This is a genomic window from Aurantiacibacter sp. MUD61 (assembly GCF_027912455.1).
GTDB lineage: Bacteria > Pseudomonadota > Alphaproteobacteria > Sphingomonadales > Sphingomonadaceae > Alteraurantiacibacter.
In genome coordinates, this window is the sequence record NZ_CP115446.1 from 2,406,451 (window position 1) to 2,428,143 (window position 21,693).

General features: G+C 60.1%; 18 protein-coding genes. 14 read left to right on the top strand and 4 right to left on the bottom strand.

Annotated elements, in window-relative coordinates; translation table 11 throughout:
• Genes O2N64_RS11560 through O2N64_RS11600 form a run of 9 tightly spaced genes read left to right on the top strand, consistent with a single transcriptional unit; the run spans position 1 to position 9,334 of the window.
• Positions 1–597, top strand: coding sequence for an NADH-quinone oxidoreductase subunit J (locus tag O2N64_RS11560; RefSeq protein WP_271079656.1), 597 nt, complete (start codon positions 1–3; stop codon positions 595–597).
• Between the two features lie 44 nt (positions 598–641).
• Positions 642–899 carry an NADH-quinone oxidoreductase subunit NuoK gene (gene nuoK / locus O2N64_RS11565; RefSeq protein WP_234035187.1) on the top strand — a complete coding sequence of 86 codons (258 nt, stop codon included), beginning with the start codon at positions 642–644 and terminating at the stop codon, positions 897–899.
• A gap of 5 nt (positions 900–904) precedes the next feature.
• Positions 905–2,905, top strand: coding sequence for an NADH-quinone oxidoreductase subunit L (gene nuoL, locus O2N64_RS11570; protein WP_271077743.1), 2,001 nt, complete (start codon positions 905–907; stop codon positions 2,903–2,905).
• On the top strand, positions 2,905–4,416 hold the full coding sequence (locus O2N64_RS11575; RefSeq protein WP_271077744.1) for an NADH-quinone oxidoreductase subunit M: 1,512 nt from the start codon (positions 2,905–2,907) through the stop codon (positions 4,414–4,416). Before nuoL ends, O2N64_RS11575 begins: the two co-directional genes overlap by 1 nt.
• Positions 4,416–5,879 carry an NADH-quinone oxidoreductase subunit NuoN gene (nuoN, locus tag O2N64_RS11580; protein WP_271077745.1) on the top strand — a complete coding sequence of 488 codons (1,464 nt, stop codon included), beginning with the start codon at positions 4,416–4,418 and terminating at the stop codon, positions 5,877–5,879. Before O2N64_RS11575 ends, nuoN begins: the two co-directional genes overlap by 1 nt.
• A gap of 10 nt (positions 5,880–5,889) precedes the next feature.
• Positions 5,890–6,615: a biotin--[acetyl-CoA-carboxylase] ligase gene (locus tag O2N64_RS11585; protein ID WP_271077746.1), complete on the top strand. Its 726-nt coding sequence runs from the start codon at positions 5,890–5,892 to the stop codon at positions 6,613–6,615.
• A gap of 2 nt (positions 6,616–6,617) precedes the next feature.
• A complete protein-coding gene (locus O2N64_RS11590) occupies positions 6,618–7,394 on the top strand; it encodes a type III pantothenate kinase (protein WP_271077747.1) in 777 nt (258 codons plus the stop codon).
• Positions 7,394–9,046, top strand: a complete 1,653-nt coding sequence (locus O2N64_RS11595) for a ribonuclease J (protein WP_271077748.1) — start codon at positions 7,394–7,396, stop codon at positions 9,044–9,046. The genes O2N64_RS11590 and O2N64_RS11595 overlap by 1 nt, the downstream gene beginning before the upstream one ends.
• A gap of 9 nt (positions 9,047–9,055) precedes the next feature.
• Positions 9,056–9,334: a DUF1467 family protein gene (locus O2N64_RS11600; protein ID WP_271077749.1), complete on the top strand. Its 279-nt coding sequence runs from the start codon at positions 9,056–9,058 to the stop codon at positions 9,332–9,334.
• Here the strand turns inward: O2N64_RS11600 and O2N64_RS11605 are convergent, their stop codons facing one another.
• On the bottom strand, positions 9,335–11,908 hold the full coding sequence (locus O2N64_RS11605; RefSeq protein ID WP_271077750.1) for a hypothetical protein: 2,574 nt from the start codon (positions 11,906–11,908) through the stop codon (positions 9,335–9,337).
• 70 nt (positions 11,909–11,978) lie between these two features.
• Between O2N64_RS11605 and O2N64_RS11610 the strand changes: the two genes are divergently transcribed.
• From O2N64_RS11610 to O2N64_RS11625, 4 genes are all read left to right on the top strand, one after another.
• The gene (locus O2N64_RS11610) at positions 11,979–12,284 is read left to right on the top strand and encodes an Hpt domain-containing protein (protein WP_271077751.1); all 306 of its coding nucleotides are present in this window, start codon (positions 11,979–11,981) and stop codon (positions 12,282–12,284) included.
• A gap of 95 nt (positions 12,285–12,379) precedes the next feature.
• Positions 12,380–13,519 (top strand): hypothetical protein, encoded by a 1,140-nt coding sequence (locus tag O2N64_RS11615; protein WP_271077752.1) that lies wholly within the window; start codon positions 12,380–12,382, stop codon positions 13,517–13,519.
• 35 nt (positions 13,520–13,554) lie between these two features.
• Complete coding sequence (locus O2N64_RS11620; protein WP_271077753.1) at positions 13,555–14,514, top strand: hypothetical protein; 960 nt, start codon at positions 13,555–13,557, stop codon at positions 14,512–14,514.
• 4 nt (positions 14,515–14,518) lie between these two features.
• Positions 14,519–15,886 carry a sensor histidine kinase gene (locus O2N64_RS11625; protein ID WP_271077754.1) on the top strand — a complete coding sequence of 456 codons (1,368 nt, stop codon included), beginning with the start codon at positions 14,519–14,521 and terminating at the stop codon, positions 15,884–15,886.
• Between the two features lie 53 nt (positions 15,887–15,939).
• Here O2N64_RS11625 and O2N64_RS11630 read toward each other — a convergent pair whose 3' ends face one another.
• The gene (locus O2N64_RS11630; protein WP_271077755.1) at positions 15,940–17,226 is read right to left on the bottom strand and encodes a citrate synthase; all 1,287 of its coding nucleotides are present in this window, start codon (positions 17,224–17,226) and stop codon (positions 15,940–15,942) included.
• Positions 17,227–17,266: 40 nt separating this feature from the next.
• Positions 17,267–18,700 carry a glutamate--tRNA ligase gene (gene gltX / locus O2N64_RS11635; protein WP_271077756.1) on the bottom strand — a complete coding sequence of 478 codons (1,434 nt, stop codon included), beginning with the start codon at positions 18,698–18,700 and terminating at the stop codon, positions 17,267–17,269.
• 29 nt (positions 18,701–18,729) lie between these two features.
• Between gltX and O2N64_RS11640 the strand changes: the two genes are divergently transcribed.
• A complete protein-coding gene (locus O2N64_RS11640) occupies positions 18,730–20,916 on the top strand; it encodes a ComEC/Rec2 family competence protein (protein WP_271077757.1) in 2,187 nt (728 codons plus the stop codon).
• Positions 20,917–21,014: 98 nt separating this feature from the next.
• On the opposite strand, the gene lexA is transcribed toward O2N64_RS11640, so the two are convergent.
• Positions 21,015–21,677, bottom strand: coding sequence for a transcriptional repressor LexA (gene lexA / locus O2N64_RS11645; protein WP_271077758.1), 663 nt, complete (start codon positions 21,675–21,677; stop codon positions 21,015–21,017).
• Positions 21,678–21,693 lie beyond the last annotated feature (16 nt).

Here is a 21,693-nt window from a genome sequence, read left to right on the forward strand (position 1 = left end):
ATGTTTGCCGCTTTCGTGATCGCGTCCGGCGCGATGACGATCCTGTCGCGCAACCCGGTGCACTCAGTGCTCTGGCTCATCCTCGCTTTCTTCAACGCGGCGGGCCTGATGGTCCTCGTCGGGGCGGAGTTCCTCGCGATGCTGCTGATCGTCGTCTATGTGGGCGCGGTCGCGGTGCTGTTCCTGTTCGTCGTGATGATGCTCAACATCGATTTTGCTGAAATGCGCGCCGGGTTCATGAAGAACGCGCCGCTCGGCCTAGCCGTGGCGGTTATCCTGCTTGCGGAGCTGGTGCTGGGCATCGGTGCCTATCGCGCAGGCAAGCTGGAGCTCGGCACGCCGACAGGCGACGCTGCCCCGATAGCGGGTGCCAGCAATATCGAGAATATCGGCGCGCTGCTTTACGGCAAATATGTCTTCCTGTTCGAAGCGGCGGGCATCATCCTGCTGGTTGCCATGATCGGCGCCATCGTGCTGACCCACCGCGAGCGCCGTGCGACCCGTGGCCACCAGAACATCGCCAAACAGAACGCCCGCCGTCCGGATGAGGCAACCGTCAATGTGAAGCCCGAATACGGGCAGGGGGTCGAACTGTGATCGGTATCGAACACTATGTCGTGGTCAGCTCCATCCTGTTCGTGATGGGCGTGCTGGGCATCTTCCTCAATCGCAAGAACATCATCGTCATCCTGATGGCGATCGAATTGATCCTGCTTGCAGTGAACATCAATCTCGTGGCCTTCAGCGCCTTTCTGGGTGATTTGACCGGACAGGTCTTCGCCATGTTCGTGCTCACCGTGGCCGCTGCAGAAGCTGCCATCGGCCTTGCCATCCTCGTCGTCTATTTCCGTAACCGCGGCACCATCGCGGTGGACGATGTCAACCGGATGAAGGGATAAGTTCCTTGAGTACCTCCATCCTCATCATCGTTTTCGCGCCGCTGCTGGCTGCGATCATTGCCGGTCTCGGCAATCGCAAGCTGGGCAATACGGTTGCCAAGTCGATCACCACAGGCGGCCTTTTCCTTGCCTGCGCGCTGAGCTGGCCGATCTTCATCGGTTTCCTGACGGGTAGCGAGACGGCAACGGTCGTTCCGGTGCTAAAGTGGGTCGAAAGCGGCGCTTTCAGCTTTGACTGGGCCCTGCGCGTCGACACGCTGACCGCGGTGATGCTGGTGGTCATCACCACCGTATCCGCGCTCGTCCATCTGTATAGCTGGGGCTATATGGAGGAAGACCCGGATCAGCCGCGCTTCTTCGCCTATCTCTCGCTTTTCACCTTCGCCATGCTGATGCTGGTGACGGCCAACAACCTCGTCCAGATGTTCTTCGGTTGGGAAGGCGTGGGTCTCGCAAGTTACCTGCTGATCGGTTTCTGGTTCAAGAAACCCTCCGCGAACGCCGCAGCGATCAAGGCCTTCGTGGTGAACCGCGTGGGTGACCTCGGCTTTATGCTTGGTATCTTCGGTACGTTTCTCGTCTTCCAGACGACGAGCATCCCCGAAATCCTCGAGATGGCCCCGGCCATGGAAGGCGCGAGCACCATTGGCTTTATGGGCATGCGCCTCGATACGATGACGATCCTGTGCATCCTCTTGTTCATCGGCGCGATGGGCAAGTCGGCACAGCTGGGCCTCCACACATGGCTGCCGGACGCGATGGAAGGCCCGACGCCGGTCTCCGCACTGATCCACGCCGCCACCATGGTGACCGCAGGGGTGTTCATGGTCTGCCGCCTGTCGCCGATGTTCGAAGCTGCGCCTGCAGCGCTCGCCTTTGTTACCATCATCGGTGCAGCGACATGCTTCTTCGCCGCCACCATTGGCACCACGCAGTGGGACATCAAGCGGGTGATCGCCTATTCGACCTGCTCGCAGCTCGGCTACATGTTCTTTGCCGCCGGCGTTGGCGCGTATGGCGCGGCGATGTTCCACCTCTTCACGCACGCCTTTTTCAAGGCGCTGCTGTTCCTCGGTGCAGGCTCGGTGATCCATGCGATGCACCATGAGCAGGACATGCGGTATTACGGCGGCCTGCGGAAGCAGATCCCGTTCACCTTCTGGGCGATGATGGCGGGAACGCTCGCGATTACCGGGGTCGGTATCTACCACCTCCAGGCTGGTTTCGCAGGTTTCTGGTCGAAGGATGCCATTCTCGAGGTCGCCTATGCCTCCGCCGGTGCTTATTCCGACATGGCCTTCTGGCTCGGCACGATCGCTGCGCTGCTCACCAGCTTCTACAGCTGGCGCCTGATGTTCCTGACCTTCTGGGGCAAGCCGCGCTGGATCGAGAGCGAACACATCCAGCACAGCGTCCATAAGACGCCGGAAGAGGCAGGCGAAGACACCACGGGCGGCTACCATCCCCATGAGAGCCCCTGGACCATGCTTGTGCCGCTCGGCATCCTGAGCGTGGGCGCGGTGTTTGCCGGACAGGTCTTCCACGATGCCTTCCTCAGCGTCGAAGATAATTTCTGGGCTGGCTCGCTCGCTTTTGACAATGAGCTGATGCACGCAATGCACGAAGTGCCCTATTGGGTGAAATACGCCGCTTTCGTGGTGATGCTTATCGGCCTGTTCGGGGCGTGGCTCGCCTATATCCGCAAGCCTTCACTGCCAGCGGAAACGGTCAAGCAACTCGGTCCGATCCACACCTTTGTTTATCGCAAGTGGATGTTCGACGAGCTGTATCACTACGTCTTTGTCGTCCCGGCCTTCTGGCTCGGCCGCTTCTTCTGGAAGCGCGGTGACGAAGGCACCATAAACCGCTTCGGCCCTGACGGGGCAGCGTGGGTGGTGATGCAGGGCTCTGCCTTCGCCAAGAAAGTTCAATCCGGTTATCTGACGAGTTACGCTCTGATCATGCTTATCGGCCTTGTCGCCGCTGTCACATGGGTGCTGTTCTGATGGGCGGTTTCCCAATCCTTTCGCTGATGCTGCTCGTTCCGCTGGTCGGAGCGATCGTCTGCCTGTTCCTTGATGCGAAGCCTGCGCGCCAAGTCGCTCTGGCCGCAACGCTGGTCAATCTGGCGCTCGGCATCGTGCTCTGGGCCAATTACGAAATTGGCGGCGAGCAGTGGCAATTCCAGGAATATCACGCGCTGTTTGCGGGTTTCTCTTATGCCTTGGGCATCGATGGCATCGCCCTGATGCTGATCATCCTCAGCGTGTTCCTGATGCCGATCTGCATCGGCGCGAGCTGGGAAGCTATCCAGAAGCGCGTGGGCGAATACATGGCCGCCTTCCTGTTCATGGAAGTGCTGATGATCGGCGTGTTCGCCGCGCAAGATCTGTTCCTGTTCTACATCTTCTTCGAAGCAGGCCTGATCCCGATGTATCTGATCATCGGTATCTGGGGCGGCGATAACCGCATCTACGCCAGCTACAAATTCTTCCTCTACACGCTGCTCGGCTCGGTCCTGATGCTGATCGCGATGTTCTGGATGGTGAACGCTTCGGGCACGACGTACATTCCGTATCTGATGGAGTATGACTTCGCTGCAAAGGCGCAGACATGGCTTTGGCTCGCATTCTTCGCCAGCTTTGCCGTGAAGATGCCGATGTGGCCGGTCCACACCTGGCTGCCGGATGCGCACGTTCAGGCGCCCACAGCCGGTTCGGTGATCCTGGCAGGTGTGCTGCTGAAGCTTGGCGGTTACGGTTTCATCCGTTTCAGCCTGCCGATGTTCCCCGATGCCAGCGCGCAGTTCGTGTGGCTGATCTGGGGCCTCAGCATGGTCGCGGTTGTGGTCACCAGCCTGATCGCGCTCGTCCAGCACGATATGAAGAAGCTGATCGCCTATAGTTCGGTCGCCCACATGGGCATCGTGACCGTCGGCCTGTTCGCTTTCAACGTGCAGGGCCTCGAAGGCGCGATGATGATTATGCTCGGACACGGCCTTGTGTCGGGCGCGCTCTTCCTCTGCGTCGGCGTGATCTACGATCGCCTGCATACGCGTGAGATTGCGCGCTACGGCGGGCTTAGCATCAACATGCCTGCCTATGCTGTCCTGTTCCTGCTGTTTACCATGGCCAGCATCGGCCTGCCGGGCACCAGCAACTTCGTGGGCGAATTCCTGGCACTCGCCGGCATCTACCAGATCAACAGCTGGGTCGCTTTCGTCTGCACCACCGGCATCATCCTGGGTGCCGCCTACATGCTTTATCTCTATCGCCGCGTTTGTTTTGGCCAGCAGGTCAATGACGATGCGGCTGCCATGCCGGACCTTTCCATGCGCGAATACCTTCTCCTCGGCCCGATTGCCGCCGCTGTTCTGTGGATGGGCGTCTATCCGGAAAGCTTCCTTGCACCGATGCGCGAAGACATTGCATGGCTCGATGAACGCCTGGCCGAAGCGGAGCCGGCCAGCGATGCGGACCTCCAGCAGGTAGCCGCTGCGGAAGGGGAGGCGCAGTGATGGATTACTCAGCTTCCTTCGCGCTGATCGCGCCCGAACTCGTCCTGACGATTTCCGGCCTGCTCTTGCTGCTTGTCGCGGCATGGGGCGGTGACAAAGCTTCGCGCCTGATCAGCATCGCCGCTGCCGTCGCCCTCGGCGGAGCTTTCGCGCTGGCCGCACCTGCCGTCTGTGCCGGCGCGACCGGGCTCGATACAATGGCCTTTGGCGACCTTTTCCGGGCCGATGCCTACGCAAATCTGGCCAAGCTGATGATTTTCGCTGCGGCAGGTGCCGTGCTCGTCGTGGCCCCGCGCTTCTTCACCAGTATCGGTGAAATGCGCGCCGAATACCCGATACTTGTGGTGTTTGCCGCACTCGGCATGAGCATCATGGTCTCGGCGACCAATTTGCTGACGCTATATATCGGCCTCGAATTGAACTCGCTGGCCGCCTACGTCCTCGCCGCCTTCCTGCGCGATGATGAGCGTTCTGCCGAAGCGGGTCTCAAATACTTCGTGTTGGGCGCGCTTGCTTCCGGCATCCTGCTGTTCGGCATGAGCCTAGTCTACGGCTTCGCCGGCACCACGAATTTCATGGGCATTGCCGAGGCTGTGCAGGGCGATTTGTCGACCGGCATGCTGTTCGGCCTCATCTTCATGCTCGCGGGTCTTGCTTTCAAGATCAGCGCCGCGCCGTTCCATATGTGGACGCCGGACGTGTACGAAGGCGCTCCCACGCCCACGACGATGTTCTTCGCCAGCGCGCCGAAGGTCGCTGCCGTCGCACTGCTGGCACGCGTCATGATGGAGGGCTTCGGCACGCAGGTCGATGCGTGGCGTCAGGTCGTGATCGCTGCAGCCCTGCTGTCGATCATCATCGGTGCGCTCGGCGCTATCGGACAGACGAATATCAAGCGGCTGCTCGCCTTCTCATCGATCAACAATGTCGGCTTCATCCTGATTGGTCTTGCCGCAGCAACGGTCACCGGGATCAGCGCGATGCTTGTTTATCTCGCGATCTATGTTGTCATGACGGTCGGGGGCTTCGTCGCCGTCCTGCTCATGCGCGATGCGGATGGCAACCAGGTCGAGGGCATTTCGGACCTTGCCGGCCTTTCGACCACGCGACCTGCACTTGCTGCGGTGATGGCGATGCTGATGTTCAGCCTTGCCGGCATCCCGCCGCTGTTCGGTTTCTGGGGTAAGTTCGTGGTCTTCGAGGCGGTTGTGCAGGCAGACATGCTCGCGCTGGCCGCCATCGGTATTGCAGCCTCGGTCATCGGTGCCTTCTATTACATCAAGGTTGTGAAGGTGATGTATTTCGACGAGCCGGCAGGCACGATCACTGGTGAAGGCGATACGCCGCACTGGGCGCTCCTGTTCATCTGCGCAGCGATCGTCTCGCCATTGGGCTATCTGATCACGCCATGGTTGGGTGAACTGGCAGACGGTGCAGCTGCTTCGCTGATGCTGCCGGGTTAAGGCAGAGCCGTTGATCGAGATCGTCGAGGAAACCGGCTCGACCAACGCAGACCTGCTGGATCGTCTTCGCAAGGGCGAAGAGTTGGTGGATGGCCACTGGCTGCTCGCACGTTCCCAAAGCAAGGGAAGGGGGCGCAGCGGCCGACCGTGGCTCGCCACGGGCGGTAACCTGTATGCGAGCACCATCCTCCGCTTGCGGGAAGATGACCCTCCAGCGCACACGCTCTCGCTCGTGATCGGCTTGGCGGTTTATGAATATGTCTGCGGCGCGATGTTCGACCATGATCGGGACAAGGTTGCGCTGAAATGGCCCAATGATGTGCTGATCGATGGGGCGAAGACAGCCGGAATTTTGCTCGAACGGCACGAGGACACTGTGGTCGCAGGTGTCGGCATCAATCTGCACGGCGCTCCGGAAATTGCTGGCAGGAAGACCACGTATCTCTCTCAATGGAACTCGAAATACGAAGCGAGCCAAGAGCATGCGCTCAAATATCTGGCACCGTGCGTCAAGCGGGAGCTCGATCATTGGCGCACAGAAGGAACGCCGCATTTGATAGCTCGCTGGTGTGCCGCTGCGCATTCGATTGGTACGAAGCTCGTAGTGCACGATGGCCAAGGCCAGGTGGCAGCCGGTAAATTTGCTGGACTCGATCAGGACGGGGCACTGATCTTGCGTTTGCCCGATGGTCAAACCCGTGTCATTCACGCGGGCGATGTAATGCTGGAGGATTGAGCATGCTGCTCGCAGCCGATGTCGGCAACACCAATGTCGTCTTCGCCATTTTCGATGGCACCGAGATACGCGCGCGGTGGCGCATCGCGACTGACGGTCGGCGCACGGGCGATGAATACGCTGTGTGGCTGCTTCAATTGCTCGCAGTCGAGGGCATCGAGCGGAGCGCCATCACGCGCATCATTTTCTCGTCCGTCGTGCCGCGAGCCGATCACAATCTGACTGTTCTCTCCCAAAAATACTTCGGCATAGAGCCGCTCTTCGCAGGGCAGGGCGCCGCAGCCTGGGATTTCGAGATCGACGTTGATCAGCCACACACGCTGGGATCGGACCGCGCGCTCAATTGCATCGCCGCACATGAGCTGGTCGGCGGCGACATGATCGTGGTGGACTTTGGTACCGCTACGAAGTTTGAAGCGGTCGATTACAACGGCGCTTACAAGGGCGGCATCATCGCGCCGGGCATCAATCTCTCGCTCGACGCGCTGGTTGGCAAGACGGCCAAGCTTCCGCGCATCGCCATCCGCGCGCCTGAAACGACCAGCGTGATCGGGCGCAATACAGAGGATCAGATGTTGATCGGCGTGTTCTGGGGCTATGTCGCCATGATGGAAGGGCTGATCGATCGGATGAAGGCCGAGTTCGGTCGCCCGGTAAAGGTTGTAGCGACGGGCGGGCTCGCCATATTGTTCGATGAGAAGACGGATATTTTTGACGTCATAGATGCAGATTTGACGATACGCGGCCTCCAGATCCTGGCTGACCGCGCAGGAGCTTAATGAAAAAAGATTTTACCCCGCAGGATGAACTCCTGTTTCTGGCACTTGGTGGTTCGGGCGAGATTGGCATGAACGTCAATCTCTATGGCTGTCAGGGCAAATGGCTGATGGTCGACCTTGGCATGAGCTTTGGCGCAAGTGAGTATCCGGGCACCGAACTGATGTTCGCTGACCCGGAATTTATCGAAGATCGCCACAAAGATTTGCTCGGCATCGTCCTGACGCACGGGCACGAGGACCATATCGGCGCGATTCCCTATTTTGCCGATGAGCTTGGAGTGCCGCTCTATGCGACGCCGTTCACTGCCGACCTGATCATGCGCAAGCTGGAAGAGGCGGGGCTCAGCAATTCCATCGAACTGAATGTGATCGATGAGGATCACGGCAGCTTCGATATCGGTCCATTCAACATCACCTATTTGCCGCTTGCCCACTCGATTGCCGAGGGCAATGCGCTGCTTATCGAGACGCCCTACGGCAAGATTTTCCACACTGGTGACTGGAAACTGGACGAAGAGCCGATCATCGGGGAGCCGACCACAGAGGACGAGCTCGCCGAGATAGGCGACGAAGGCGTTCTCGCGCTGGTCTGTGACAGTACCAATGTATTTAATCCGGTGCCGTCGGGTAGCGAGGGTGCGGTGCATCGCGGGCTTCTCGAAGAAGTGCAAAAGCATGCCGGCAAACGCGTGCTGGTGACAACTTTCGCCTCGAATGTCGCGCGTTTGCAGACGCTGGGTGAGGTGGCAAAAGAAACCGGCCGCCAGCTATGCGTTGCAGGCCGCTCGCTTGATCGCATGATCAGCGTGGCGCAGGCCAATGGCTATCTGCAGGACTTCCCCGAACCCGTCGATTTCGACCGGGCGATGGACTTGCCGCGCGGAAATCTGATGATCATTGCTACCGGCGGACAGGGCGAGCCGCGCGCTGCACTGAGCCGAATTGCGGAGGACAACCATCCTTTGGCTCTCGATCGCGGAGATGTGATCCTGTTCTCGAGCCGCGTGATACCAGGCAATGAAATGTCGATCGGACGCGTCCAGAACATGCTCGCCGAGCGCGGCATTGTGATGGTGACCGACAGGCAGAGCGAGATCCACGTCTCCGGACATCCCGGGCGGCCCGAACTGGAAGCGCTCTATGGCTGGATCCGGCCGGAGATCCTGGTCCCAGTTCACGGAGAAGTGCGACACATGCAGGAACAGGCGCGGCTTGGCGCTGCGAATGGCATTCCGCACAACGTTTTCCAGAAGAATGGTGACATCATTCGCCTTGCTCCCGGTAAGCCGGAAAAGCTCGCCGAAGTGCGCACCGGGCGACTGGTGCTCGATGGCGATCTGATCATCCCATCCGATGGCGATGCGATCACCATGCGACGTCGTCTGGCGCATAGCGGGATTTTGCTTGTCGTGCTCGACGGGCAGGGCGGTGTTCTCGTAGAAGGTATCGGCCTGCCGCTGGACGAGGATTACGATGATTTCGTCGCAGAGGCGCAGGCCGATGTCGTCAAAGCGCTGGTCAAACTCCGCAAAGGCCGCAGGGACGATCCCGATGCGATCAAGGAAGCGGCGCGACTGGCTGCTCGTCGCGCGGCGCAGCGCTGGTCGGGCAAGAAGCCGCAGACGCGCGTGATCATGGTCGATGCTGATTAGGCGGAGGCAATGAAGCTCACCTCTATCATCGCGATTTACCTGCTGTTCTGGGTGATGAGCGCCTTCATCCTGCTGCCTTTCGGGGTGCGCACCGCTGACGAAGCCGGCGTTGAGAAGGTGCCGGGGCAGGCCGATAGCGCACCGGTGAATTTCCAACCTTGGCGCATCGTCTGGCGCGCTACGATCCTCGCAGCGGTGCTCTGTGCGCTCTACGTCGCCAATTACATTGAGGGTTGGGTGACCGTCGACGACATAAACATTTTCGGGACGCCGCCCGGGTACGAATGATCAGTTGCGCAGGCGGTCGATCGCCTGTGCCAACGCGACATACAGCTTGCCCGTATCGCTGGACAGCAGCGTGACAGCAATCGCATTGCCATCGCGGGTCGCGAGGATCTCGCGCAGCATCGCCTCGAAATCGTGGATGAAGCGATTGACCGTCTCGCGGAATTCACTGTCCTCACCGTAGATTTCGGCCACCGCGCGGGCATCCTGCTTATCAAGCAGCCGCACAGCACGGCGTGTGAAGATCCCGCGATCACCTTTCAGATATTGCGCCCATTGCGTGTCGGACACCTCATTGTCGAACGCCTTCGCAATATCGATCGCAGCGGAATTGAGCGCCTCTGTGATGAGCGCCATTCGGCGTGAAAAATCGCTGTCGACTTTCTCTTCGGCCCGCTCCCGCGCGTAAGTGACGCGCTGCTCAAGGTTGCTCACGAGCTCGTTCAGCTTGCCGAGCTGGTTGCGCAGGCCGACAGCGGTGTCGCGACCATTTTCGGACGCGCGCACAACCGCGGCTTCCAGTTCGGAAATCGTCGAAGCTGCATCGGCCTTGATCGCATCGGATATGCGCTCGCGGCTTTCGCTGGCAATCTTTGCGGCGATATCATCGAGCACGCTGTTCTGATCATCGCGCAGACTTTCAAGCGCCGTGGTGGATGATGCAGCAAGCAGTTCCAATGCCTCGCGCAATTCGCTTCCCGTGCGCTCTGCAAGTCGCTCGCTCTCAGCAGCAAGCGTGGAGACTTGGGTTTCCATTTCGCGCAATTGCTCGAGAGTGGCCTGCCCGCCGGTGTTGGCCGCCTCGACATGGCTCGCGAGCGTGGCCCCGCGCCCTTCTGCTTCCCCGATAAGAGTATGCAGGCGCGTGGCTTCCTCGCCGAAGGCTGTGAGGCGGGTTTCCGCCTGACCCACGGCTTCGGCGAGAGCACCCTGCGAATGATCCGCGCTCGACCTGATGATTTCCAGCAGGCGGACGCTATCGTCTGTCAGGTTCGAAATCAGCGTGCCGCTGTCCTCCAGCATGGTCCGGCTCTGCGAAATGCGCTCACCAAGCAGGGCCGCAGCCTCGCCAAGATCTTCGCGCGTCAGGTCTCCGCGAGAGGCGATTTCGCTCATCTGCGCGTCGATTTCGGCAAGGCGCTGTGCAAGTGCATCGCCGCGTTCGGCAAGACCCGCGACATGGGCGAGATGCTCTTCCTGACGTTCCGCAATCCGCGCATCCAGCTCAGCAATCTTGGTTTCCAGCGCTTCCACTTCCGCAGCTTCGCGCTCGTCCAGCTGGCTGCGGCGGCGATCCATATCGGCATCGAATGCGGCGATAGATTCCGCCGTCCGCTCATCGACGCGCTCGGCTTCTTCTGCCAACTGCGCGAGGCGGTTGCGCGCGTTCGCCATAGCCGCTTCATCGACCCGCGTGATTTCGGCAATGGCTTCCGTCATGCGGGTTTCGAGCGCCACAATCGCTTCGCTCCAGGCAGAAGCAGCCTCTTCGCGCCCGTCGCCCATCTTGGCGAGTAGTGCTTCGCCCTCCGAGGTCACCGTAGCGATACGCTCCCGCATATTGGTCAGCGCGTCGTCTTCCAGTTCCTGCTGGGCATTGAGCTGGGTGTTGAGTGCAAGCGAAAGCTCCGCCGCACGGTGCTTGATCGTCTCAAACGCAGCATCCTCGGATTCGACCAGATCGGCGCGGAAGGTGTCGCTGACTTCGCGCAATTTGCGGAAGCGCGCCTGCGTAACTTCACCGATAGCCGCCACCTGGCGATCGAAAGCGTCGAGTGTGCTGGTGACGGTGTCATTCACGCGCTGGACGTGGATCTCGCCAGTCTCGCCGAATTGGTTGAGGCGCTCGAAGGCCTCCACCAGCGATTCAACCTGCGTTTGCGCCGTATTGCCTGCATTGCCGATCTGGTTCGACATGTCGCGCGCCGCGCTGGAAAGGACCGGCAACTGGTCACGCACTTTTTCCATATTGCTGACCGCGGTCTCGCCAACCGTCCGAATATTGTCCAGCTGGGCGGAATTGTCATGGATCAGCGATTGCAGGTGGCTGGCGTTGGTCGAAAGCCGTTCTGTGGCCACTCGGCCGAGCGATTCGAGATCGCGTGTCTGCGCAGCAATAAATTCGCGCGCCAGGCTCAGTTCACGGTTTACCACCGCAAGGCGGGATTCGAGGAGGGCGGATTCGTCTGACAGCTGACGGGCAATGCCGCCGAAACGGGCTGCTTCGCGTGCGCTATTGCGGAGCGCAAGCAGGCACAGCCCCACGATCAGCAGAACAGGGACGCACCATGCAACAATCCAGTCAGCCCATTGCGAGGGTGTTGCTCCGGCAAGTATCTCCGCCTGATGGATCCACCCGAAAAAGCCCGTCCAGCCCAACACGGCGAGGATGGCAAGCGTCGGGACGACCCATCCGAAACGGGCGGGGCGATACGCATCTTCATATTCGGGTTCGGTCAGAAACTGGTCTGACTCGCTCTCATGCTCGGCTTCCTGCTCAATTTCCGGAGCAGTTTCAGCCTCAGCTTCAAAGGCCTCGTCATTATCGACGGGATGGAGTGAACGGCGGCGCGACATTTCGTATACCTAACACACCCTTCATCGGTTGAAACCCTGCCTTAACGCGTTGTCCGCTATTGGCAACGCCATGGCGTATTCGCATCCCGACTTTGAATTGGCGCTCGCTACTGTGGCAGGCGACGATCTGGCGTTGCGCAATGAGCTGCGTGACAGTTTTCGCGAAAGCCTCAACAACCAAATCGACCTGTTGCGCCGGTCCCGGTGTGACGGCAATTGGCGCATGGCCGCCGAACGCATCAAAGGTCTGGGTGCCAGCTTTCATGCGGCTCGATTGGTCGCTCTTGCGGAGGAAGCGCTGGATGGAGCCCCCGGTGATCCGGCAATCATTCGCAAATTGAACCTCTTCAGTCGGGAATTTTCGGCGGACAGCTGACGGCTTCGCTTGGCAGCGCGGACAGGACTGCCTAGTTTCCGGCGCAGGCAATTCCGCCTTGGGAGCATTCCAGTTTGCGCGCCGCGCTCATTTCCTTGCCGCAACCGGGTGATACGCCCCAGCCAGCAGTCGCAGGCAAGACACTCGCCCAGCGGCAATTGCTGTTTGCGCAGCAATGCGGTTGCAAGCAGGTGATCGCGCATGGCGGCGGCGCGTCGGAGGATGCGATTGCGTTGCGCCACGCGGTCGAGAAGGCGGGTATGCGCTATCAGGTCATCTCCAATGCGCATGCGCTGCCCGGAGCGATTAAGGATGACGATAGTCTGCTCATATTCCAGCCAGGCCTGTTGCCCGAATCGCGGCAAGCGCTTGAGCTGATCCGCGCAGAAGGCGACCGGATGCTCGTTTTTTCTGCAGGGCCCGGGACAGCGGCAGGGTTCGAGCGGATCGATCTGGACCGGGCATGGGGCGGAGTGATGACCTTGCCGGGCAAATGGCTGGGCCAATTGACCTCCCTGCCAGAAGATGCGGCGCCTCACGCAGCTTTGCTGCGCATCGCCCTGCAACACCGCCTTTCCGAAGCGCGGTTGGACGACAGCGTACTCGATGATGGCAAATGGCAGATTATCCGGGACGCGGACTCCGCCAAGAGGCATGAAGCTGGATGGATGCAAACGCATCTCGGAAAGGGGTCTCTGACTGCACCATCGCGTTGGCTGGGCAGTTCCATAGCGGCTCGCGCCGGTGGCTGGCTGATGCAGAGATCCTGGGCGAAACCCGGTATTCTCGCGCTCTCGGGCCTTCTGCTCGTGGGGAGTATAACAGCCGCTTTCTATGAATTGCCTGTCGCCGCGTTCGCGCTCGCTGCGCTGAGTGTCCCGGTGCTGGAAGTGATGCTTGGCATTTCAAAGCTTGCCGTGGCGCCGTTCGGACAGATAACGCGTTGGCCCATCCTGCGAAAAGCGGTCGATGTTGCGATCCTTGCCAGCGGTGTCCTCACCATCGACAGTCTGTGGTATCGCGCCGCATTTCCGCCATTCGTATTGTTCGCCGCGCTGTTTCTGCTCGACCGACGGCCAATACCCGCAATCAGTGCCCCCTTGCGGGACCGCGCCCTGATCGCCAGTGGATTGGCTATACTTTCAGCCGTTCTGCCTCCCGAAGTAGCATTCATGCTTGTTGCGACGCTAGTTTTGGCGGCGCATCTCCTGCCGCCGGCGGCAGACAGCGGCTAACGCGGAATTAACGCTGTCATATTATGCCCGCACGCATGAGCGAGCAAAATTCATCCGGTTCATCGGCCAGCGCGGTCGAAAAGACGCTGCAGCGCGAGCTTGCGCATGGCGATGTGATTATCGCAACTGCGCCCCCGATCCTGCGCCATCTGCTGGCCAATGTAGACCACGCGCTGTTCAGCGATGAAGTCATCGCCACCATTCGCGGGATGATGCTGCATCTCGCCCAGCAGATGTTGGCGAATCTCGTGGATGTCAGGGGCATCAACAACCGGACCGAGTTTATCGAGGAAAATCTCGACGAGATCGCCTTGGCCTTGCTCGATGAGACGGACTTCCTGTCGCATGCGCACGCGATCACTATCGAGGCCAAGCTGGCTTCAAACTTGAGCCGTCGGAGCGGGATCGATGCCGTGCTTTCGCCGCTGCTACAGGAACTTGCGGCCTCGACAGATGAAGCTGTTGCGGCCGGGGCAATGCACGCTTTGGCCGCACAGGCGCGCTTCATGCAGCAACAGGGCCGCATGGAATTGCCGATTTATGAGCTTCCGCACGATTTGTTTGAGCGAGCCATGCAGATTTTCCGCGAGCATACCGCAGAGCACGGCGAAAGCGCAGCATCTGCCGAAAAGGCCATGTGCGATGCGTATGATCCCGATCAACGCCGCGTTGCGCAATTTATTCGCCTGATTTCCGCCATGCAGCACCGCGCCAACCGCGCGCTCGCCGTGGATCATGCCGGACTGTCGATTTTCGTCACCGCCGTGAGCATGGCCGCGGATCGCAAGCGCGATACCGTCATCATGTCCCTCGGCGAAAACCAGTGCGCCCGATTGGCCTTGAGCCTGCGTGCCGCCGGTCTCAGCCAGAGCGCGGTCGAAGAACAGTTCCTGTACCTGCATCCAGAAATCACGCTGCCCGATGGCTTCGACACGATCCGCGCCGATCGTGCCGCTGCGATGTTGGATGAAGCGCTAAACGAAGGCATGCATTGAGGCAATGTCCTCCGCCAGCATCATATCTGCCCGGGCGCGAACTGACGCCGACAACCGCCTGATCGAGGCGGAAGAGCCGCTGGCGAGCTTTCACATGCGAGCCGGCGGTGAAATCCCCGGCGCTATCGTCACGCCTGCCTTGCTCGAACTTGTATGCAAGGCGCGCCAGACGGGGAAGCGCTTGTCGCGCGCCATACGCGCGCAGGACTCAGTCGAACAGATTTCTGCCTGGGCGGAAGTGGTGCCAGGCAAAGCAGGCACGATCATCACCATCAGCACGTGGGACGCTGAAGATATTCCGATCGCTGCCGCAGATGACGAGCGCCGTGGCCACCTTGCGCTGGTACGGCACTTGTCCGGCCTGACAGCACGCCTTGATGCCGACCAGAAGCTTTTGACAGTCGACTGGACGGCGGTGGATCTCGATATGCTTGGCGAGCAGATGATGGCAGGCGTCGGCCAGCCATGGACCAATTTTGCAAGCCCCGCTGGCTATAGCCACGAGCAGCCGCTGCATTGGCGCCTGCTGGACGGCGCTCTCGTCTCGGTGCCCGAGAGCAAACGCGAATGGGCCGCCCAGCTTGTTCCAATGGGCAAGGCCGAGCCCGGCAGCGAGGGCTTTGAGCTTTACCTCGTACCGGATCGCCCGCTGGAAGAGCGCATCAAGAAGCAATCGCGAAAACCGGAACGCAGCGCAGGTATCGGGCGTGATATCGCGCCGGTCCTGCGGCAGCCTGTCAGTCGCATCATCGCCAATGCCGAGACCATTCGCACGCAGCTCGCTGGCCCACTCGCGGACGAGTATAGCAATTACGCTGCCGATATCGCCTCCGCCGGTGAGCATCTGTTGGCGCTGATCGATGATCTGACGACGCTGGAAATGGTCGAGGATGAGGAATTCTCACCCGCGCCAGACAATATCGACCTGGCTGATGTCGCGCGCCGTGCGGTCGGTATTCTGGGTGTTCGCGCGAAGGAACGCGGCATTCAGCTCGATGCGCCCAAGGATGATGAGAGCGTGCCTGCCATTGGCGAATTCCGGCGGACCTTGCAGGTCCTGCTCAACCTTATCGGTAACGCGATCCGTTATTCGCCTGAGGGCGGACAGGTATGGGTCCGCGTTGAAGAAGAGAACGGGCACGCCCGAGCCGTAGTCGCCGATCAGGGCGAGGGGCTGGATGACGACCAGCAATCCAAGGTCTTCGCCAAATTCGAGCGATTGGGCCGTAAGGGCGATGGCGGGTCGGGCCTCGGCCTCTATATCTCGCGCCGTCTTGCCCGCGCCATGAATGGCGATCTCACGGTGGAAAGCGCCAAGGGGCAGGGCGCTCGCTTTACCTTGGAAATTCCTGCCGATCCGGATGGCGGTTAGGCATAAAAAAGCCCCCGCCGAAGCGGAGGCTCTCTTATTCGAAATGCGAAAGCTTAGCGTTCGCTGACCGGCACGTAATCGCGCTGCGTCGGCCCGGTGTAGAGCTGGCGCGGGCGACCGATGACCTGGCCGGGATCGGAGATCATCTCGTTCCACTGCGCGACCCAGCCAACGGTACGGGCGAGGGCGAACAGCGCGGTGAACATCGTCGTCGGGAAACCGATCGCCGACAGGATAATGCCGGAATAGAAGTCCACATTCGGGAACAGCTTCTTCTCCTGGAAATAGGGATCGTTCAGCGCGATCTCTTCCAGTTGCAGTGCCGTTTCGAACACCGGATCCTTGACGTCGAGCGCATCGAAAACTTCGCGCACGGTCTTCTGCATCACGGTCGCACGCGGATCGTAGTTCTTGTAGACGCGGTGACCGAAGCCCATCAGGCGGAACGGGTCGTTCTTGTCCTTCGCGCGCTCGATGTAGTGCGGGATTTTGTCCGGCGTGCCGATTTCGCGCAGCATGTTGAGCGCAGCTTCGTTGGCGCCGCCATGCGCCGGGCCCCACAGGCAGGCGATACCGGCAGAGATACAGGCGAACGGGTTGGCGCCAGACGAACCGGCGAGGCGAACGGTCGAAGTCGAGGCGTTCTGCTCGTGATCGGCGTGGAGAATGAAAATCCGGTCCATCGCCTTTTCGACAGCCGGGATCACTTCATACTCTTCGGCCGGCACGCCAAAGGTCATGCGCAGGAAGTTGCCGGTGTAGCTGAGCGAGTTCTGCGGCTGCATGAAGGGCTGGCCGACAGCATATTTGTAAGCATTTGCAGCGATCGTCGGCATCTTGGCGATCAGGCGATGGCTGGAAATCTTGCGGTGCTCGGGGTCCGAAATGTCGGTGCTGTCATGGTAGAAGGCAGAGAGTGCGCCCACCACACCGCACATGATCGCCATCGGGTGCGCATCGCGGCGGAAACCCTGATAGAACTGCCGCATCTGATCGTGCAGCATCGTGTGATAGGTGATGGTGTTGGTGAACTCGTCCAGCTCATCCTGCTTCGGCAATTCGCCATTGAGCATCAGATAGCTGACTTCCATGAAGCTGGAATGCTCGGCCAGCTGGCCGATCGGATAGCCGCGGTGGAGCAGCACACCTTCATTGCCGTCAATAAAGGTCAGCGCGCTTTCGCAGGCCGCTGTCGATTTGTAACCCGGATCGAACGTAAACTTTCCGGTCTTACCGTAGAGCTTGCGAATATCGATGACCTCGGGGCCAACGCTCCCCTCAAGAGTGGGAAAGTCATGCGTTTCACCGCCTACTGTCAATTCCGCCTGCTTGTCAGCCAAAGGGCTTCTCCTTCAAAATTGTCCTAACTGGGCAGCCGTTTCAGGCCGCTGCCTGCGCATCAATCCGCGCGAGGCTTTCTTCCCGTCCGAGAAGGACCAGCACATCGAAAATTCCGGGCGAGGTTGTCGTCCCTGTAAGCGCCGCGCGAAGCGGCTGTGCGAGCTTGCCAAGACCCAGTCCCAGCTCCTCCGCATATGCTTTCAGATTGGCCTCCAGCGCCTCAATTGTCCAGTCCGTTTCTGCCTGCAACCGGCCTGAAATAGACGAAAGTCGCATACGCACCTCGTCATCGAGCAATCCAGCTGCCTTTTCGTCCATTTCCAGCGGTCGCTGCTTGAACAGGAACTCTGCACCAGCGGCCAATTCGTTCATATCGCGCGCGCGCGTTTTGAGCACCGGCATGGCTTCCGTTAGCAGCGCGACATCGGCTTCCGGGCCGATCAGATCAGCTGCGATCTTTGCCAAACGTGCATCATCCGCCTGGCGAATGTAATTGCCGTTCATGTTCAGCAGCTTCTTCATGTCGAAGCGGCTCGGGCCCTTGTTCACCGCGTCGATATCGAAAAGGGCAATCGCCTCTTCCATGCTGAACTCTTCCTGGTCGCCGTGGCCCCAGCCAAGACGCAGCAGGTAATTGAACAGCGCTTCGGGAAGGATGCCCATCTCGCGATAGTCACGCACACCCAGCGCGCCATGACGCTTCGAAAGCTTCGCGCCGTCATTACCGTGGATCAGCGGCACATGGGCATAGGTCGGCTCTTCCCAGCCATCTTCGACACCCTGCATCGCTCGGATCACCTGAATCTGGCGGAAGGCGTTGTTGAGGTGATCGTCGCCGCGGATGATGTGGGTGCATCCCATATCCATATCGTCGACAACGACTGCGAGCATATATGTCGGCGTGCCATCTGCACGGAGCAGGATGAAATCGTCGATCTCGCTATTCTTCACCGTGACGCGGCCCTGCACAGCATCTTCGATCACGGTTTCGCCATCAGTCTCGGTCTTTACGCGGATCGTGTAAGGCGCATCTGCAGGCGCTTCCGAAGCGTCGCGATCGCGCCAGCGACCATCATAGCGCATCGGCTGCTTGTTGGCGCGCTGCTGTTCGCGCATCTCGGCAAGCTCTTCGGGCGTTGCAAAGCATTTGTATGCCTTACCGGCATCCAGCATCTTGTGTGCGACTTCGGCATGGCGATCGGCGCGAGAGCTTTGGTAAACCGGCTCATCATCGAACTCGAGACCGAGCCAATCGAGGCCGTCAAAAATGACGTCGATGGCTTCCTGCGTGCTGCGCTTCTTGTCGGTATCTTCGATCCGCAGAAGTGCCTTGCCACCGAAATGGCGCGCATAGAGCCAGCTGAACAGACCGGTACGGGCATTGCCAATGTGTAGGAACCCGGTCGGGCTGGGCGCAAACCGCGTCACCACCGGACGATCATTGCCAGCATTTAATCCGGTTGCGCTTGCCATAAGCCGTTGTTTCCTGTCCTGTATCTTTCATGGCAACGCGGCAGCCACCGCTGGTTCCGCTGGGGGACGATGAGCGCGATGTTGCGTTGCAGCAGACGCCTTGGCGAAAGCGCGCCTCTTTGTCCAGCTTGGCCGACGGTGCAGAGGCATTTCTTGCAGGTGCAGGCTTCGATCGCGGGCCGTGGATGGCGGTTGCCATGGCCTCCGGGATTGGCGCGTGGTTCGCTCTTCCCAGTACCGCAATGTGGGTTGCCGCTATTGCTGCCGGCCTCATGCTCCCCTTGGCTGGATTGGCGTGGTGGCGCGGGCGAGACGATCGCGTGCATCTGACCGGCGGCCTGCTCGGGATCGGCCTGCTATTCGCATTTGGCGTTGCGCTGATCTGGACGCGGTCCGAAATGGTCGGTGCCGAGGCCTTTGAAAGGCCGATGTTCGAAGAGATTGAAGGCCGCATTCTCGAGCGGATCGAACAACCCGCCCAGGACCGCGTCCGCCTGGTGCTCGCCATTCGCTCGCCGGATGATGGGGAAGCGGTCAAGATACGTATCAACGTGCCGATTGAAGACGCTGAAGATGCAATGGCCGAAGGCGCGCTCATCCGGGCACAGGTACGGTTGATGCCGCCGACGGCGCCCATGTTGCCGGGGAGCTATAACTTCGCTCGCACGGCCTGGTTTCAGGGCCTCGCCGCGACCGGAAGTGTGCAGGGCGACATTTCGATCATCGAACCAGCACGTGGGGATCAGGCGCCTATAGCGCAGCTACAGCGCGTACTATCCAATCATGTGCGGGGTGAATTGGGCGGCTCGGCGGGAAGTATTGCTGCGGCGTTTGCCAGCGGTGATCGCGGAGGGATTTCCGAAGCGGATGAAGATGCGATGCGCGACGCTGGGCTGACGCATCTTCTGTCTATCAGTGGGTTGCATGTGAGCGCGGTGATCGCAGCGGGGTATCTGATATCCATCAAGCTGCTCGCATTGTGGCCTTGGCTAACCTTGCGCGTGCGATTGCCGGTGGCCGCAGCGGGAATCGCGGCGCTTGCGGGGGTGGGGTATACCCTACTCACCGGCGCTGAGGTGCCGACGGTGCGTAGCTGCATTGCCGCTCTGCTGGTGCTAATCGCGCTTGCTCTGGGCCGGGAGCCACTGTCGCTCCGGATGGTAGCAGTCGCGGCGATGGCAGTGATGCTGGTCTGGCCCGAAAGCCTTGTCGGTCCGAGCTTCCAGATGAGCTTCTCGGCCGTCATCGCCATCATCGCATTGCATAACGCCGAGCCGGTGAAACGCTTTCTCGCACCAAGAGATGAGGGTAGGCTGACCTGGCTGTCTCGGCGCACGATCATGCTGCTCGTTACGGGGCTCGTGATCGAAATAGCACTGATGCCCGTGGTGCTTTTCCATTTTCACCGCGCGGGTGTGTACGGTGCACTCGCCAATGTGATCGCCATTCCGCTCGTCACTTTTATTTCCATGCCACTGATCGCGATTGCGCTTATCTTCGATGTCATCGGTGCTGGAGCGCCATTCTGGTGGCTGGTCGGCAAATCTCTCGACCTGCTAATTGGCATAGCCCATTTTACGGCCGATCAACCCGGCGCAGTCAAACTGATCCCACAGATGACCTTGGGCACTGTCCTGCTCTTTGTCGCTGGGGGTCTCTGGCTGGCGTTGTGGCGTGGCAGGGCGCGATTGCTTGGATTTGTGCCTGCTGCGATTGGTTGCATCGTCCTGGCGATCACACCCGTGCCAGATGTGTTGATTTCTGGCGACGGGCGCCACGTCGGCGTCACGGGAGAGGATGATCGCCTGCTGGTCCTGCGTGATACGAGAAGCAGCTTTACGCGCGACAATTTGCTTGAGCTTGCCGGGGTAGAGGGTGAACCACTGCCACTAGCTGAATGGCCGGGGGCGGAATGCAGTCGCGATTTCTGCGTGATTGCGCTCAATAGGGGCGGGCGTGACTGGCACATCTTGATGAGCCGAAGCCGCGATATCGTCGCCGAACGCGCCCTCGCTGCCGCTTGCGAGCGCGCTGATATCGTCATCGCCGATCGCTGGTTACCCCGAAGCTGCGAGCCGCGCTGGCTGAAGGCGGATGGCCGGATGTTGAGCGCGACCGGAGGGCTTGCCATCAACCTTGGTGACGAAAGCTATCGCTCGGTTGCCCAAAGCGAAGGTGATCATGGCTGGTGGCGCGGCAGGCGGGAAGAGGACTGACCCGCTCCGCGTCTGCTCAATGCGCGAGACTCCAAAGAGAAAACGCCGCGCTGTCCCGGAGACTGCGCGGCGCTTCCTCTGGAATGCAAAAACTAAATCTAGTGGTAGCGGCGCAGCAGTCCGGCAAGCTTGCCTTGCACTTCGACCTGACTGTCAGCGTAAACCTGCGGATCGTAAGAGGAATTCGCCGGATCGAGCCGAATGCTGCTGCCTTCATGGAAGAGATACTTCAGCGTTGCTTCCTCACCATTGACGAGTGCAACCACGATATCTCCATCACGCGCAGTATTGCCCTTCTTCACGAGAGCGTAATCGCCGTCGAAGATGCCGGCCTCGATCATAGAGTCGCCGGAAACTTCCAGAGCGTAATGCTCGCCAGAGCCGAGCAAAGCTGCGGGAACCGGAAGGGACTGGCTGTCTTCCAGCGCCTCGATCGGAACACCTGCGGCGATGCGGCCGTGCAGAGGGATTTCGATCACGTCATTGGCGGGCGCAGGCGCGGAAGCAGGCGGCGTTGTGGCCTTGGCGACCGCATCATTCGCAACGTTGTCCGGCATTTTGACGACTTCGAGCGCACGGGCGCGGTTGGGAAGCCTGCGGATAAAGCCACGCTCTTCCAAAGCCGAAATCAGGCGGTGAACACCCGATTTGCTCTTCAGATCGAGCGCCTCTTTCATCTCTTCAAAGCTGGGCGAAATGCCCGCCTCTTCCAGACGACGATTGATGAATAACAGCAATTCATGTTGCTTCGCGGTCAGCATGCGCTTGTCCCTCACT